At 69.9% G+C, this 14,800-nt stretch carries 13 protein-coding genes; 6 read left to right on the top strand and 7 right to left on the bottom strand.

What is annotated here, in order from left to right; translation table 11 throughout:
* Nucleotide 1: 1 nt before the first annotated feature.
* Together FCN18_RS15095 and FCN18_RS15090 are read right to left on the bottom strand one after the other, a co-directional pair.
* Nucleotides 2-193: a ferredoxin gene (locus tag FCN18_RS15095; RefSeq protein WP_112267526.1), complete on the bottom strand. Its 192-nt coding sequence runs from the start codon at nt 191-193 to the stop codon at nt 2-4.
* Between the two features lie 12 nt (nt 194-205).
* Nucleotides 206-1,066 (bottom strand): mycofactocin-coupled SDR family oxidoreductase, encoded by an 861-nt coding sequence (locus FCN18_RS15090; protein WP_137095395.1) that lies wholly within the window; start codon nt 1,064-1,066, stop codon nt 206-208.
* 192 nt (nt 1,067-1,258) lie between these two features.
* Between FCN18_RS15090 and FCN18_RS15085 the strand changes: the two genes are divergently transcribed.
* Nucleotides 1,259-2,755, top strand: coding sequence for an aldehyde dehydrogenase family protein (locus FCN18_RS15085; RefSeq protein WP_137095394.1), 1,497 nt, complete (start codon nt 1,259-1,261; stop codon nt 2,753-2,755).
* Entirely contained in the window at nt 2,752-3,960 is a 1,209-nt protein-coding gene (locus FCN18_RS15080; protein ID WP_112267520.1) for a CaiB/BaiF CoA transferase family protein, read from the top strand. Before FCN18_RS15085 ends, FCN18_RS15080 begins: the two co-directional genes overlap by 4 nt.
* 98 nt (nt 3,961-4,058) lie before the next feature.
* Here the strand turns inward: FCN18_RS15080 and FCN18_RS15075 are convergent, their stop codons facing one another.
* Nucleotides 4,059-4,778, bottom strand: coding sequence for an alpha/beta hydrolase (locus FCN18_RS15075; protein ID WP_206077898.1), 720 nt, complete (start codon nt 4,776-4,778; stop codon nt 4,059-4,061).
* Between the two features lie 141 nt (nt 4,779-4,919).
* On the opposite strand from FCN18_RS15075, the gene FCN18_RS15070 reads away from it, so the two are divergent.
* From FCN18_RS15070 to FCN18_RS15055, 4 genes are read left to right on the top strand one after another with little or no spacing between them, the layout of a single operon-like run.
* Nucleotides 4,920-6,464: an AMP-binding protein gene (locus FCN18_RS15070; RefSeq protein ID WP_137095393.1), complete on the top strand. Its 1,545-nt coding sequence runs from the start codon at nt 4,920-4,922 to the stop codon at nt 6,462-6,464.
* A gap of 29 nt (nt 6,465-6,493) precedes the next feature.
* Nucleotides 6,494-7,672 (top strand): amidohydrolase family protein, encoded by a 1,179-nt coding sequence (locus FCN18_RS15065; protein WP_112267516.1) that lies wholly within the window; start codon nt 6,494-6,496, stop codon nt 7,670-7,672.
* Nucleotides 7,669-9,114, top strand: coding sequence for a FadD3 family acyl-CoA ligase (locus tag FCN18_RS15060; RefSeq protein WP_112267514.1), 1,446 nt, complete (start codon nt 7,669-7,671; stop codon nt 9,112-9,114). The genes FCN18_RS15065 and FCN18_RS15060 overlap by 4 nt, the downstream gene beginning before the upstream one ends.
* Nucleotides 9,115-9,142: 28 nt before the next feature.
* Nucleotides 9,143-9,622 carry a hypothetical protein gene (locus FCN18_RS15055; RefSeq protein WP_113643854.1) on the top strand — a complete coding sequence of 160 codons (480 nt, stop codon included), beginning with the start codon at nt 9,143-9,145 and terminating at the stop codon, nt 9,620-9,622.
* 143 nt (nt 9,623-9,765) lie between these two features.
* Here the strand turns inward: FCN18_RS15055 and FCN18_RS15050 are convergent, their stop codons facing one another.
* The 4 genes from FCN18_RS15050 to FCN18_RS15035 are packed head-to-tail and all read right to left on the bottom strand — an operon-like array spanning nt 9,766 to nt 14,582.
* Nucleotides 9,766-11,049 (bottom strand): SLC13 family permease, encoded by a 1,284-nt coding sequence (locus FCN18_RS15050; protein ID WP_113643855.1) that lies wholly within the window; start codon nt 11,047-11,049, stop codon nt 9,766-9,768.
* A gap of 56 nt (nt 11,050-11,105) precedes the next feature.
* Entirely contained in the window at nt 11,106-12,446 is a 1,341-nt protein-coding gene (locus FCN18_RS15045) for an LLM class flavin-dependent oxidoreductase (protein ID WP_228713962.1), read from the bottom strand.
* Entirely contained in the window at nt 12,443-13,384 is a 942-nt protein-coding gene (locus FCN18_RS15040) for an HpcH/HpaI aldolase/citrate lyase family protein (protein WP_137095392.1), read from the bottom strand. The genes FCN18_RS15045 and FCN18_RS15040 overlap by 4 nt, the downstream gene beginning before the upstream one ends.
* 1 nt (nt 13,385) lies before the next feature.
* The gene (locus FCN18_RS15035; RefSeq protein ID WP_137095391.1) at nt 13,386-14,582 is read right to left on the bottom strand and encodes a CaiB/BaiF CoA transferase family protein; all 1,197 of its coding nucleotides are present in this window, start codon (nt 14,580-14,582) and stop codon (nt 13,386-13,388) included.
* Between the last annotated feature and the right edge of the window lie 218 nt (nt 14,583-14,800).

Here is a 14,800-nt window from a genome sequence, read left to right as displayed (position 1 = left end):
GTCAGGAAATGGAGATCGCCTGCTCCGGGCAGGACCCGGCGGCTTCACGCACCTTGTCCTCGGCCCCGGCAGGGACGTCCGCGCTGATGGGCGACGAGTGGCCGTCGACGTCGTCGAGCTCGAAGACGTGGGGGGCGATCATCGCGCACAGCGTGTGGCCCTGGCAGCGGGCCTCGTCGACCTGTACCTTCACGGGTTCTCCTTGTCAGGATCGGTAGTCGTACCACTTGAGATAGCCACCGGCGTCCACTCGCAGCTGCATGCCGGTGACGTAGCGAGCCTCGTCCGAGGCGAGGAACAGCACGGCGTTGCTGATGTCGGAGGGCTCGACGTAGGGGATCGGCATGGCCTGCTGGGCTGGGAAGGCCAGCTCGGCGTCCTCTCGAGTCGGGTTCTCCAGGTCGCGCCGGAACGAGCGGTACATCGGCTCGCTCTGCAGCATGGGTGTGTCGACGTTCGTCGGGTGCACGACGTTGGCCCGGATCCGGCGCGGCGCGAGGTTGGTCGCCAGCTCGTGGACGTACTGCGAGAGGGCCTGCTTGGCGACGACGTACGCGGCGCCGCCGGGGTCCTTGCCCGCCTGGTCCATGGGCCGCGTGATCATGAGCGCGGCGGTGGATCCGGTGGCGATGATCGAGGCGCCCTCGCCGAGGCGGGGCATTGCGGCGTGGATCGCGTTGATCACTCCGACCAGATTGGTGCCGATCACGTCGCACCAGGCCTGCAGCTGCGGCTCGCCCTGCATGCCCGCGATGCCGGCCTGCGCGACGACGATGTCCAGCCCGCCCAGTTCGGCGACACCCCGGTCGAGCGCGGCGTTGAGCTGCGCGGGCTCGCGCACGTCGGCCCGTTCCGCGACGATGCGCCTGCCGCGTTCCTCGACCAGCCGCACCGTCTCCTTCAGGTCCTCCGGTGTGGACAGTGAGTACTTGATCGACTCGATGTCCTGGCACAGGTCGACGGCGATGATGTCGGCGCCTTCCTCGGCGAGCCGAACCGCGTGGCTGCGACCCTGGCCACGCGCCGCACCCGTGACGAAGGCGACTTTGCCCTGAACACGTCCCATGGTTGTGGTCCTTTCCCGAGCGCGGCCGATGGCACAAGAAGCTGAGTTTCGAATACGAGAACCATACTCTCAAAGCCTGCCGTGCGGAAAGACCTTCATGACGGACTCTTCGGTCGCTGCTAGGGTGGCGAGCTGGAAGCACCGTGTTTTCAGTTGTGAGAACATCATTTCCACGCTCATCGAGGAGGCGGGATGCGAGCTCAGGACGAGGCGCCCATCGCCGGCGCTGCCGGCCGGCCGGACGGCGGCGCCGCGAGGCGACTGCTCATCGACGGCTGGCTTGTCGAGGCGCAGCGGAGCTTTCCCTCGCGTAACCCCGCGACCGGTGAGGTGCTGGGGCACGCCCCGGACGCCACGGTCGACCAGGCGGCGAACGCAGTCGCCGCGGCCCGCCGCGCCTTCGACACCACGAGCTGGGCGACGGACGTGGAGCTGCGGATCCGGTGCCTCGACCAGCTGTACCGGGTGCTGACCGAGCACAAGGAACAGCTGCGGGAGCTGACCATCGCCGACGTGGGCGCGCCGCGCATGCTCACCTACGGCGCGCAGCTCGACGAGCCGATCGAGCTGGTGAAGTACTACGCCGATCTGCTCCGCGAGCACCCGCTCACCGAGGACCTCGGAATCGCCGAGATCCGCGGCCGCCGCCACCGGCGCTGGGTGGAGAAGGAGGCGGCGGGCGTGGTGGCCGCGATCATCGCCTACAACTACCCGAACCAGCTCGCGCTGGCGAAGCTCGCTCCCGCGCTGGCGGCAGGGTGCACGGTGGTGCTCAAGGGCGCGCCGGACACGCCGCTGGTGACGCTGGCGCTGGGTGAGCTGATCGCCTCGCACACCGACATCCCGGCCGGGGTCGTGAACGTGGTGACCTCCTCCGACATCGAGGTCGGGAAGCTGCTCACGTCGTCGCCGGACGTCGACGTGGTCACGTTCACCGGGTCCACCGCCACGGGCAGGCAGATCATGGCCGACGCCAGCCGCACCGTGAAGCGGGTCTTCCTCGAACTCGGTGGCAAGTCGGCGATGCTCGTGCTCGACGACGCCGACTTCGCTGCCTGCGCGCAGTTCGCGGCGTTCACCATCTGCGCGCACGCCGGCCAGGGCTGCGCGCTCACCACGCGACTGCTCGTGCCCCGCGCGCACCACGACGCGATCGCGGAGCAGGTCGCGGCGAACCTCGCCCACGTTTCCTATGGGGATCCGGGGGATCCGAAGACGTATATGGGTCCGTTGATCAGTGAGCGGCAGCGGGAGAAGGTGGACGGGATGGTGCGGCGGGCTGTGGAGGCCGGGGCGGTGCTCGTGACGGGGGGCGAGAAGGTGGATCCCGGGTTCTTCTACACGCCGACGTTGCTGGCGAATGTGGATCCGGACAGTGAGCTCGCGCAGGAGGAGGTGTTCGGTCCGGTGCTGGCGATGATCCCGTACGACGACGAGGACCACGCGGTGCGTATCGCCAACAACTCCATCTACGGCCTCTCCGGAGCCGTCTACAGCGCGGACGAGGACAGGGCCGTCGCGGTGGCGCGGCGGATCCGCACCGGGACGCTGAGCATCAACGGGGGCAACTTCTTCGCGCCCGACGCGCCGTTCGGCGGGTACAAGCAGTCGGGCATCGGCAGGGAGATGGGCACCGCGGGGCTCGAGGAGTTCCAGGAGCGCAAGACCTTCGCGGCGGTGGTCGCATGAGCGGGCCGCTCGAGGGAATCCGCGTGCTCGAGGTCGCGATGTACGGCTTCGTCCCCTCGGCGGGCGCGGTGCTCGCCGACTGGGGAGCCGACGTCATCAAGGTCGAGCACGCCGTCACCGGCGACCCGCAGCGCGGGCTGCGGCGCACCGGCCGCTACGTCGTGGAGGGCGACCCGAACCCCAACATCGAGCACGCCAACCGGGGCAAGCGCAGCCTCGGCCTCGACATGTCCCGGCCGGAGGGCCGGGAGGTGCTGCACGAGCTGGCCCGGCGCGCGGACGTGTTCCTCACCAGTTTCCTGCCGCAGGCCCGGCGGAAGTTCGGCATCGACGTGGACGACATTCGCGAGGTGAACCCGAAGATCGTCTACGCGCGGGGGAGCGCGCTCGGACCGCGCGGCCCCGAGGCCGACCGCGGCGGATACGACATGACGGCGTTCTGGTGCCGGGCGTCCACCGCGGCCAGTGTCACCCCACCCGGCACGGAGGGCATGATCAACCCGCCCGCCCCCGCCTACGGCGACACGGTGTCCGGCACGAACCTCGCCGGTGGCATCGCGGCCGCGCTGGTGAAGCGGGAGCGCACCGGCGAACCGTCCGTCGTGGACGTCTCGCTGCTCGGCAGCGGGCTGTGGGCGATGGGGCAGGCGATCGGGATTTCGCTGCGGCTCGGCGAGCCGTGGGAGGGCACCACGCCGGGAGCGCACGGCTCGCCCGCGAACCCGCTGTCCGGTCTCTACCGCACGGCCGACGGCCGCTACCTGTCGCTGATGATGCTGCAGCCCGCGAAGTTCTGGGCCGACGTGTGCCACCACATCGACCGTCCCGAGCTGGCCGACGATCCCCGTTTCGCCACGGCGGAGGCGATCGCCGCCAACACCGCGGAGGCCGTGGCGATCCTGCGGGAGGTCTTCGCGGCTCGCCCGCTCGCCGAGTGGTCCCGTCGGTTCGCGACCCTCGCCGGGCCGTGGGCGCCGGTGCAGGACACGCTCCAGGCGGCGGCCGACGAGCAGGTGCGCGCCAACGAGTACGTGCGGAGGGCGGGGGAGCTGGAGCTGGTCGCGAGCCCGGCGCAGTTCGACGTCACCGCGCCCGAGCTGACGGCGGCGCCGTCCTTCGCCGCGCAGACCGAGGAGATCCTCCTGGAACTCGGGCTCGACTGGGACCGCATCATCGCGCTCAAGGAAGCGGGCGCGGTGACCTGAGCCATCCGCACATCCGCACATCCGCAGTGAAGGCCACCTTGCCTGCGTTCAACGCAGGCAAGGTGGCCTTCACTGCGGATGGATGCCCTCGCGTGAGCTCAGGCGGGCGCGCCGGCGCGCATCGCTGGGTGCTTGGCCCTGATGAAGTCGGCCATCGCCTGCACGGCCTCGGCGCGGAAGCTCGTGTTCTCCGGCCACACCTGCAGGTCCACGGTGACGCGTGAGCGCGCCGCGCGGGTCGCGAAGGCCAGCGAGTCGTCGAGCAGGGGGTCGGTGCCCGCGGCCAGCAGCTGGATGGGCGGCAGGCCGTGGAGGTTCGCGTACAGCGGGCTCAGCCGCGAGTCGGTCAGCGGCGTGTTGCGCGCGTACGCGGTGACGCGCTGTCGCAGCGCGATGATGTCGAACGCCGGATCGGTGCTGGCGTTGAACAGCAGGCTCTTGGTCTCCAGCGTCAGGTCCAGCAGCGCGGAGAGCAGCACCGCGCACCGTGGTGAGGTGGCCTCCGAGTCGCGCAGCTGCACCAGCATCGCGGTCGCGAGCGCGGCACCGATCCCCTCGCCGAGAACCACCACCGGCCCCGCGGCCTGGCAGTAGCTGTAGCCGGAATGGGCGTCTATGAGCGCGGCGGGGAAGGCCGACCGGTAGCGCGGACAGACGACCGTCGCACCCGTCAGCAGGGCCAGCCTGCGCGCGAGGTCCAGCGCCGGCTCCGGGCCGTCCTGGTTGCCGTGCAGATAGAGAATGACCAGTTCGGTGTCCTCCGCAGGCCGGATCACCGGCCCGACGGGGCTCTCCTCGACACTCACGTCATCGCCCACGGTTCATCACCCTTTCCACCGTGTCCCGCCGTTCGTCCATGAGCGGCGGCCTTCGTGAGGATATTGGCATTCTCTGATGAAGAGAATAGCATATTCACGATCGATCGCCGCTCGTTCCGGACCCGATCGGAGCCCCCCGCCATGCGAAAGATTCCCGCCGAGCTGACCGAGCGCTACGAGGCCGAAGGGTGGTGGACCCGCGAGACGATCGGCGACCTGCTGGTGCGTGGCCTCGATGCCGCGCCGGACACGGACTTCCGGGTGCATTCGGCCGAGCGACCGTGGTCGGGAACGTTCCGCGACGTCGAGCACGTCGCGCGCAGGCTCGCCGGCGGACTGCGCGAGCGAGGGGTGGGCCCCGGTGACGTCGTCGCGTTCCAGCTGCCCAACTGGATGGAGGCGGCCGCGGTGTTCTGGGCTTCGGCGTTTCTCGGCGCCGCCGTGGTACCGATCGTCCACTTCTACGGCCGTAAGGAGCTGGAGTACATCCTCGATGTCAGCAAGCCGCGCGTGTTCGTCACGGCCGAGCGCTTCGGGCGCCTGGAGTTCCGGCCGGACCTCTGCGCGGGCGTGCCCGTGGTCGGTGTCGTGGGCAGGGACTTCGACGACCTGCTCGCCGCCGAGCCGATGTCCGGCGTGCTCCCCGTCGACCCGGCGTGCCCGGCGCTGATCGCCTTCACCTCCGGCACGACGCGCGACCCCAAGGGCGTGGTCCACAGCCATCGGACGCTCGGCTTCGAGACCCGCCAGCTCGCCGGGCGCTACCCTCCGGACCGGGGACTTCAGCTCACCTCGGCACCGGTCGGGCACTTCATCGGCATGGTGAACGCGTTCCTCATCCCCGTGCTCGACCAGCGGCCGGTGAACCTCGCCGACGTCTGGGATCCGGCCCAGGTGCTGAGGCTCATCGACAGCGACGGCCTGAGCGTGGGCGGGGGAGTGCCGTACTACGTCACGAGCGTGCTCGACCATCCCGACTTCCGGCCGCACCACCTGCGCGGGCTGAAGTACGCGGGCCTCGGCGGGTCGGCGGTGCCGTCGGCGATCACCACGCGCCTCGAAAGCCTGGGTATCACGGTGTTCCGCTCCTACGGCAGCACAGAGCACCCGTCGGTGACGTGCTCGAGGTACACGGCACCCGTCGGCAAGCGCCTGCACACCGACGGCGACGCCTGCCCCGGCGTGGAGCTCCGCATTGCCGAGGACGGCGAGATCCTCACGCGTGGCCCGGACCTGTGTCTCGGCTACACCGACGAGGAGCTCACCAAGCGCGCGTTCGACGGCGAGGGCTGGTACCACACCGGTGACATCGGCGTGCTCGACGAGGACGGCTACCTGACGATCACCGACCGCAAGGCCGACGTGATCATCCGCGGCGGCGAGAACATCAGTGCCGCCGAGGTCGAGGAGGTGCTGCTCGGCCTGCCCGCCATCGCCGAGGTCGCCGTGGTCGCCGCCCCCGACGGGCGGCTCGGAGAGCACGCCGCGGCCGTCGTCCGGGTGAGGCCGGGCGAGCGTGCTCCCTCGCTGGACGAGCTGCGGGCCCACCTGGAAGCGGCGGGACTGGCCAGGCAGAAGTGGCCCGAGGAGCTGCACGAGGTCGAGGACTTCCCGCGCACCGCGAGCGGCAAGGTCCAGAAGTTCCTGCTGCGGCAGGACATTGCGGCACGCGCCAGAAGAGAATAACATTCTCACCAAAAGCAAAGGAGGATCTCATGCCGTCGCGCGAGCTGCCCTTCCCGTTGTTCGATGCGGACAACCACCTGTACGAGACCGAGGAGGCGCTGACGAAGTTCCTGCCGAAGGAATACGAGGGCGCCATCGAGTACGTGCAGGTGCGTGGCCGTACGAAGATCGCCATCCGGGGGCACATCAGCGAGTACATCCCCAACCCCACGTTCGAGGTCGTCGCGCGGCCCGGCGCCATGGAGGAGTACTTCCGGGTCGGCAATCCCGAGGGCAAGACCCGGCGCGAGATCTTCGGCGAGTCGATGAAGTCGATTCCCGCGTTCCGCGAACCCGGTGCGCGCCTGAAACTCATGGACGAGCTGGGCATCCAGCGCTCGCTGATGTTCCCGACGCTGGCGAGCCTCATCGAGGAGCGCATGCGGGACGACCCCGAGCTGATCCACGCCGTCATCCACTCGCTCAACCAGTGGCTGTACGAGACCTGGTCGTTCAACTACTCCGACCGCATCTTCACGGTTCCCGTCATCAGCCTGCCGATCGTGGAAAAGGCGATCGAGGAACTGGAGTGGTGCGTCGAGCGCGGCGCGCGGGCGATCCTCGTCCGGCCCGCCCCTGTCCCTGGCTTCGGCGGCTCGCGTTCCTTCGCATTGCCCGAGTTCGACCCCTTCTGGCAGCGCGTCGTGGAGACCGGCGTGCTCGTGGCGATGCACTCCTCCGACAGCGGCTACAGCCGCTACGCCAACGACTGGGAAGGCGGCAACCGCGAGTTCCTCCCGTTCAAGCCCAACGCGTTCCGCACCGTGGGCGAGTGGCGGCCCGTGCAGGACGCGGTGGCGTCGTGGGTCTGCCACGGCGCGCTGTTCCGCTTCCCCGAGCTGAAGATCGCCGTGATCGAGAACGGCTCGTCCTGGCTGGCTCCACTGCTCGACACGCTCGCCGACGTCTACAAGAAGATGCCGCACGAGTTCCTGGGCGACCCGGTGGAGGCCATCAAGCGCAACATCCACGTGAGCCCGTTCTGGGAGGAGGACATGGCGGAGCTGGCCGACCTGATCGGCGTCGAACGTGTCCTGTTCGGCTCCGACTACCCGCACCCGGAGGGCCTCGCCGACCCGGTCAGCTACGTCGACGCGCTGGCCAAGCTGAGCGAGGCCGACCAGGCCAAGATCATGGGCGGCAACCTCGCCCGGCTGATCGCGGCATGAGCTGGGAGACCATCCCCCGGATGGTCCTGAGCGCCGGCGACCGCTTCGGGGACGCCGAGGCGGTCGTCGACGGGCCGCTGCGGCTCACCTTCACCCAGCTCGTCGAGCGGGTGCGGGTGGCGGCGGGGGCCTTCGCCTCGGCGGGGGTCGGCAAGGGCGACCGGGTGGCCGTCTGGGCACCCAACTCCGCCGAGTGGATCATCGCGGCGTTCGGCCTGCTGACCGCGGGCGGCGTGCTGGTGCCGGTCAACACCCGGTTCAAGGCCGAGGAGGCAGGCGACATCATCCGCCGCAGCGAGGCGAAGGCCGTGCTCGTGCAGAAGGGCTTCCTCGGCCAGGACTACCCTGCCCCGCCGGGGGTTCCGGTGATCGACCTCAAGTCGGATTTCCTTTCCAGCGGTTCGCCGTTCGAACGCGAGGTGCGAGGCGAGGACATCGCCGACATCGTGTTCACCTCGGGCACGACGGGCCGGCCCAAGGGCGTGCTGATGAACCACACCCAGACGCTGCGGCTGTACGCGGAGTGGTGCGACCTCGCCGACCTGAGGCGGGGTGACCGCTACCTGATCGTCAACCCGTTCTTCCACACGTTCGGCTACAAGGCGGGCTGCGTCGCGTCGCTGATCCGCGGCGCGACGATCCTGCCGGTGCCGGTTTTCGACGTCGGCACGGTGCTCGACCTGGTCGAGCGCGAGCGGGTGACCATGCTGCCCGGCCCGCCGACGCTGTACCACTCGCTGCTGGAGGCACAGGGCGACCGGGACCTGTCGTCGCTGCGGGCCGCCGTCACCGGCGCGGCGGACATCCCGGTCGAGCTCATCCGCCGTGTCCGGGAGGAGCTGCCGTTCCAGTCGATCATGACCGGGTACGGGCTGACGGAGGCGGGCACGGCCACGGCGTCGCGGCCCGGTGACTCCTTCACCGACATCGCCACCACGGTCGGCAGGCCGTGCGACGGCGTCGAGGTGAGCATCGCCGGCGACGGCGAGGTGCTCGTGCGCGGGTACAGCGTCATGCAGGGCTACCTCGACGACCCGGCCGCCACGGCGGAGGCCATCGACCCGGACGGCTGGCTGCACACCGGCGACCTGGGCACGCTCGACGAGCGGGGGTACCTGAGGATCGTCGGGCGCAAGAAGGACATGTTCATCGTGGGCGGGTTCAACGCCTATCCCGCCGAGATCGAGGGTTTCCTCCTCGAACACCCCGCGGTGGCCCAGGTCGCCGTGATCGGCGTGCCCGACGAGCGCCTCGGCCAGGTGGGCAAGGCGTTCGTCGTGCCGAGGAGCCCGGTCTCGGCCGACGACCTGATCGCGTGGAGCCGCACGCGGATGGCCGGGTTCAAGGTGCCGCGCTCCGTGGAGTTCCTCGACGAGCTCCCGCTGAACAGCACCGGCAAGGTGATGAAGGACCAGCTCGCCGACCGAGGGTCGCCGTCGTGACCTGACCGAGCACAAAGGACGTACTGCCATGACCGCCTCACTGCTGGCCGCTCCCGGCCCCGCGGAAGACTCCGCTCCCCTCGCCGAGAACGGCGGGGGATGGACCATCGCGGAGTACCGTTCGGTGCTCGGCTGGACCGTCACGTGGGGCGGCGGCCGTCCGCTGCTCGACCTCGGGCACGGGATGGTGGCGGTGACCGCGCCGAGGCCGCTCGCGGTGGGGCTCGCCGAGCGGCTGCACCGCCTCGACGCGACCGGCCCGGTGTTCGCCGTCGACGGCGCACGCCCGTACTGGGTGTTCCTCGCCGACCCGAACGACGAGGTCAACGCCGATCTCCACCTGCCGCGCGGAGTGGAGATCCTCGGCTGCCCGCAGCGGATCCCGGTGCCGGTCGAGGTGCCGAGGTCGCCCGCGCTGCGCTGGATCGTGCCGCCCGACACCCGCCGCCGCTGGCTGCCCACCCTCGCCGCCGTCGCGCTCGCGGCAGCGCGCACCGGTCGGCAGTGAAGGCCACCTTCACTGCGTTGGATCAACGCAGCGGCGCACAGCGTCTCCGTGTGGGTGGTGGTGGGAGACGGGCGGGCGCAGGCAGGGTGGCCTTCACTGCGTTCAACGCAGGCAAGGTGGCCTTCACTGCGGTCGGTCGGACCTCACCCCGACGACGGGAGGATGATCGACAGCCACAGCAGCGCGGGTGCGAGCAGCACCACGATCCCGCCGTAGACGAGCTGCGTGCGGTACACGCGGTCGCGGGCGTCCTCCGTGGCGTTGGCGATCACGGCGGCCCCGTTGCCGGAGAACGGGCTCACGTCGACGATCGTCGCCGAGATCGCGATCACCGCGACCACCGCGAGCACCGACATGGTCGAGTTCTGCAGCAACGGCACCGCGAGCGGGGTCAGCGCCGCGATGGTGCCCGCCGAGCTCGCGAACGCCGACACGATGCCGGCCACGTAGCCGAGCAGCAGCACCGTGAGCATCGGCGCGCCGACGCCGAGCGCGACGTCGCCCAGCAGATCGATCGCCCCGATCTCCTGCATCACACCGATGTAGGTGATCGTCCCGGTGACGAGCAACACCACCGACCACGGGATCTTGCGCACGGCCTCGGCGTGGTGCTGGTGCCGGTACAGGCCGAGCAGCGTGGCCAGCGTGATCGCCAGCAGGCCCACGTCGAGTTCGAGCACCGCGCCGACGAACAGCCCGGCGATCGCCAGCGTCGTGAGCGCGATGTCCAGCGTGAGCGTGGGCGCCGTGGTCCGCGTCCTCGTCAGCACGCCACCGCCGGAACCGGTGGGCTCGTCGTCGGCTTGCCCGGTGGGCTCGGTTACGGCGCGGCCGAGCCGCAGCCCGCCGTACGCCACGAAGACGATCATCGCCGGGATGATGCTCGCGACGAAGGCGAGGGCGAACAGCCCCCACGGATCGCTCGGCAGCCCGCTCTGGTCGAGCACGCCCGCGACGGTGACGCCGTAGACGCTGATCGGCGACAGCGACCCGGCCGCGGCGCCGTGCACGACCAGAATGCCCATCATCGGCTGGGGAATGCGGTTCTTCGCGGCGAAGGCCAGCGCGATCGGCGCGACGATCGGTGGCGAGAAGACCGCGCCGATCGCCGACAGCAGAGCCGTGACCGCGAACATGATCCACGGGATGAACACGGTGCGGCCGCGGACCATGCGCACGGCGCTGGAGATGAGCCAGTCGACCGTGCCGTTGGCGTTGGCCACGTTGAACAGGTAGGTGACCCCCACCAGGATCAGCATCAGCTCGACCGGGAACCCGGCGAGCGCGTCCTCAGTGGATAGTCCCGCGGCGAGGACGCCCACGGCGAACGTGGCACCCAGGGCGATCACGCCGAGGTTGAGCGGACGGGTCGTGCCGAGGACGAAGGCGACGACAAGGACGATGAGTGAGACGATCTGCAGTGTCATGGGCCGGAAACCACCTTGTGCTCCAGTGCTGAACGACGTTGTTCAGTCCGGCCGCGTCAGCGGACGGAGCCGGGGCGTTTGATGCCCAGCTGGTCACGCAGGGTCGGGCCCTCGTACTCCCGCCGGAACAGGCCACGCTCTTGCAGGATCGGCACGACCATGCGCACGAACTCCTCGAAAGCACCCGGCAGATGCGTCGCCGCGAGCACGAACCCGTCGCAGGCGCCGCTCTCGAACCACTCCTGCATCTGGTCGGCGACGCGCTCGGCGGTGCCGACGAAGCGTGGACCCTGCAGCAGGGTCGCCCGGTGCGCGGCGAGGTCGCGCACGGTCAGGTCGTCGCGGTTCAGGTGCCGCTTGACGCCCTCGGCGAGTCCCCGGATCCCCGAACTGGCCTCGGTCATCTCCGCGGTGACCGGGTCGTCGAGGTCGTGCTTGGCGAAGTCGTAGTTCATCACCTCGGACAGCAACGCCAGCGAGGCGGCCGGGTGCACGTAGGCGTCGAGGAACAGCCGCTCCTTCTCCTCCGCGATCGACTGGGTCTCCCCGACCACGGCGTAGGCCATCGGCAGGATCTTGACGTCGTCGGGGTCGCGGCCGAACTCGGCGACGCGCTGCTTCTGGTCGCTGTAGTGCTGTTGCGCCACGGAAAGGCCGGGGTCGGCGGTGAAGACGAGGTCGGCCCATTCGGCGGCGAACTCCCGGCCGCGGCCGGACGAGCCCGCCTGCAGGATCGTCGGCCGCCCCTGCGGCGTGCGCGGCACGGTCAGCGGGCCCCGCACCCGGAACCACTTGCCCTCGAAGTTCACCTCACGCACCTTGTCCGGGTCGGCGAACTCGCCGGACTCCTGGTCCATGATCAGCGCGTCGTCGTCCCACGAGTCCCACAGCGCGGTCGTGGCCTCGAGGAACTCCTGTGCCCGGTCGTAGCGCTCGTCGTGCCCGAAGTGGGAGTCGCGGCCGAAGTTCTGCCCCTCCGAGTCGTTGACCGAGGTAACGACGTTCCACGCTGCCCTGCCACCGGAAAGGTGGTCGAGCGTGGCGAACGTCCGCGCGACGTGGAAGGGCTCGTAGTAGGTCGTCGAGTAGGTGGCGCCCACCCCGATCCGGCTGGTGGCGCCGATGATCCCGCCGAGCACAGCGGTGAGGTCGAGCTTGACCGGCCTCGCGCCGCGGCGCACGGCCTCCGCCACGGAGTTGCCGTAGATCCCGGGCATCGCGAGCCGGTCGTCGAAGAAGACGAGGTCGAACTTGCCCTGCTCCAGGGTCCGCGCGATGCGCTGGTAGTAGTCCATGGTGAGGAATGACAGATCGGCGGAGGGGTAGCGCCACGATCCGGAGTAGACGGTGACGTTGCCGGCCTGCATGAAGCCGACCATGGTCATCCGGCGTGTCATGAGCGTGTCCTTTCGGTGTGCTGTCCGTTGATGCCGAGCAGGGCGGCCTTGCGGGCGACCGTCTCGGCGTGGCGAAGATGGGCGGCGTCGACGAGCATTCCGTCGAGGCCGGTGGCGCCGCGTCCGCCCGCTTCGCTCTCGCGATAGGCGGCGACCACCTTCTCGGCGTGGGCGATCTCGTCGGGTGTCGGGGCGAAACACTCGTTGGCGATCTCGACCTGGCTGGGGTGGATGGCCCATTTGCCGACGTAGCCGAGGACGCTGGCGCGCTCGCACGCCACGCGGTAGTCCTCGGGCGCGCGGTAGTTCGGAAACGGCGCGTCGATCGCGTCGATCCCGGCGGCGCGCGCGGCCACCACCACCCGCGAGCGGGCGTAGTGCCACAGGTCGCCGGGGTAGGGGAGGACGGGGTCGAAGTTGGTGTCCACCCTGGCGCCCTGCGAGGCGGAGAAGTCCCCGGCCCCGAAGATGATCGCCTCCAGCCGGTCGCTGGACCGTGCGACCTCGTCGACGTGCTGCAGGCCCTCGACCTCCTCGATGAGCACCTCCAGCCCGATCCGCTTCTCGAGCCCGAGCCGCTGTTCCAGCTGCGTGAGGAGAACGTCGACCCACCACACGTCCCGTGCCCGGCGGACCTTCGGCACGATGATCACGTCGAGCGCGTCGCGAGCACCGGTCACCACCTCGATCACGTCGCCGTGCGCCCACCACGTGTCGATCGCGTTCATCCGGATCGCGCGCGTGGTGCGGCCCCAGTCCAGGTCTCGCAGCGCGGTCACCGCCTTGCCGCGCGCCGCCTCGCGCTCGGCGGGCGCACACGCGTCCTCCAGGTCGAGGAACACGAGGTCGGCGCCGGATCCGGCTGCCTTCTCGAACATCCAGTCGTTGCTGGCCGGCGTCGCGAGCTCGGAGCGGCGGGCCCTGACGGGACGGGACATCTCAGATCACCCCCTCGGCGCGCAGCTGCCGGAGCCGGTCCTCGCTCAATCCGAGCAGGCCGCCGTAGACCTCGTCGTTGTGCTCGCCGACGGCGGCCCCGAGGTGCTCGACCCGGCCCGGCGTCGCCGACATGCGGGGGACGGGTCCCTGCACCCGCATGGAACCGAGGTCGGGATCCGGAACGTCCACATAGGTCCCGCGCGCCCTCAGCTGCGGATCGGCCAGCAGTTGTTCGGCGTCGTACACGGGCGCGGCGGCGACCTCGGCCCGCTCGAACACCGCCATCGCGTCCTCGAGCGTGCGTTCGGCGATCCACTCGGCCATGAGCCGGTCGATCTCCGCGGCGTTGCGTAGCCGCTGCTGGGCCTCGGCGAACCGGGGGTCCTCCGTGAGCTCGGGACGGCCGATCGCCCGCAGGGCGCGTTTCGCGATCGTCGGCGCACTGCCCGACATCGCGAGCCAGCGCCCGTCCTTGGTGCGATAGGTGTTGCGCGGCGCGCTGATCTCCCAGCGGTTGCCGGTGCGGCCGGGGATGGTGCCCAGCTGGTCGTAGGTCAGCACGGACTGCTCGATGAGCCGCGCGAGCGGTTCGATGAGGTTGATGTCGATCAGCTGACCGCCGCCGCCGTGGACATCGCGGTGGTAGAGCGCCATCATCACCGCGTACGTCGCGTTGAGCGCGGCCACGCCGTCGGCCAGCATGAACGACGGCAGCGTCGGGGGACCGTCGGGCTCTCCGGTGAGGTGCGCGAACCCGCTCATGGCCTCGCCGAGCGTGCCGAAGCCGGGCCGGTCGCTGTTCGGCCCACCCGAGCCGAAGCCGGTGACGTGCACCAGCACCAGGCCCGGGTTCTCCGCCGCGAGGCTCTCGTAGTCGAACCCCCACTTCGCCAGCGTCGACGGCCGGAAGTTGACCACCAGCACGTCGGCACCCCGGGCTAGCTCGCGCAGGAGCTCCCGCCCCGCCTCCTTCCGCAGATCTAGGGTCACCGACTTCTTGTTGCGGCCCAGGCTCTTCCACATCAGGCCGACGCCGTCTCGTTGCGCGCCCCACTGGCGCAGCGGGTCTCCGCCGCCGGGTTGCTCGACCTTGATCACCTCGGCGCCGAACTCGCCGAGCCAGGTCGCCACCAGCGGCCCGGCAGCGAGGGTCGCCGCGTCGACGACCCGGATGCCGGACAGTGCTCGTGCGGACATCGATGTCCCTTCTCAGGCTGCTGTGTAATCCTTTACATCAGGAATGTAATCGATTACATCGGCTTCGCTCCTCAGCGAACCTGACAAGGCGGGCCGCTGTCAAGTCCCCTTGACGACTCCGGCGGCGGTCGTGTTCACTCAAGAAGGTCCGCGTATGTAATCGATTACATCGCTTGCTGAAACGCCTTGCATCGAATGACCACAAAGGACGGATGAGC

Origin of the sequence: Prauserella endophytica (assembly GCF_005146945.1) — a bacterium.
GTDB classification, from domain to species: Bacteria; Actinomycetota; Actinomycetes; order Mycobacteriales; family Pseudonocardiaceae; genus Prauserella_A; species Prauserella_A endophytica.
This window is presented reverse-complemented; position numbering and strand designations above follow the sequence as displayed.

What these genes read in the sequence shown, in the direction of transcription:
- FCN18_RS15035 (WP_137095391.1), bottom strand. Translation starts at nt 14,582, where the DNA reads ATGTCCGCACGAGCACTGTCCGGCATCCGGGTCGTCGACGCGGCGACC.
- FCN18_RS15085 (WP_137095394.1), top strand. Translation starts at nt 1,259, where the DNA reads ATGCGAGCTCAGGACGAGGCGCCCATCGCCGGCGCTGCCGGCCGGCCG.
- FCN18_RS15080 (WP_112267520.1), top strand. Translation starts at nt 2,752, where the DNA reads ATGAGCGGGCCGCTCGAGGGAATCCGCGTGCTCGAGGTCGCGATGTAC.
- FCN18_RS15055 (WP_113643854.1), top strand. Translation starts at nt 9,143, where the DNA reads ATGACCGCCTCACTGCTGGCCGCTCCCGGCCCCGCGGAAGACTCCGCT.
- FCN18_RS15070 (WP_137095393.1), top strand. Translation starts at nt 4,920, where the DNA reads ATGCGAAAGATTCCCGCCGAGCTGACCGAGCGCTACGAGGCCGAAGGG.
- FCN18_RS15065 (WP_112267516.1), top strand. Translation starts at nt 6,494, where the DNA reads ATGCCGTCGCGCGAGCTGCCCTTCCCGTTGTTCGATGCGGACAACCAC.
- FCN18_RS15060 (WP_112267514.1), top strand. Translation starts at nt 7,669, where the DNA reads ATGAGCTGGGAGACCATCCCCCGGATGGTCCTGAGCGCCGGCGACCGC.
- FCN18_RS15090 (WP_137095395.1), bottom strand. Translation starts at nt 1,066, where the DNA reads ATGGGACGTGTTCAGGGCAAAGTCGCCTTCGTCACGGGTGCGGCGCGT.
- FCN18_RS15050 (WP_113643855.1), bottom strand. Translation starts at nt 11,049, where the DNA reads ATGACACTGCAGATCGTCTCACTCATCGTCCTTGTCGTCGCCTTCGTC.
- FCN18_RS15040 (WP_137095392.1), bottom strand. Translation starts at nt 13,384, where the DNA reads ATGTCCCGTCCCGTCAGGGCCCGCCGCTCCGAGCTCGCGACGCCGGCC.
- FCN18_RS15045 (WP_228713962.1), bottom strand. Translation starts at nt 12,446, where the DNA reads ATGACACGCCGGATGACCATGGTCGGCTTCATGCAGGCCGGCAACGTC.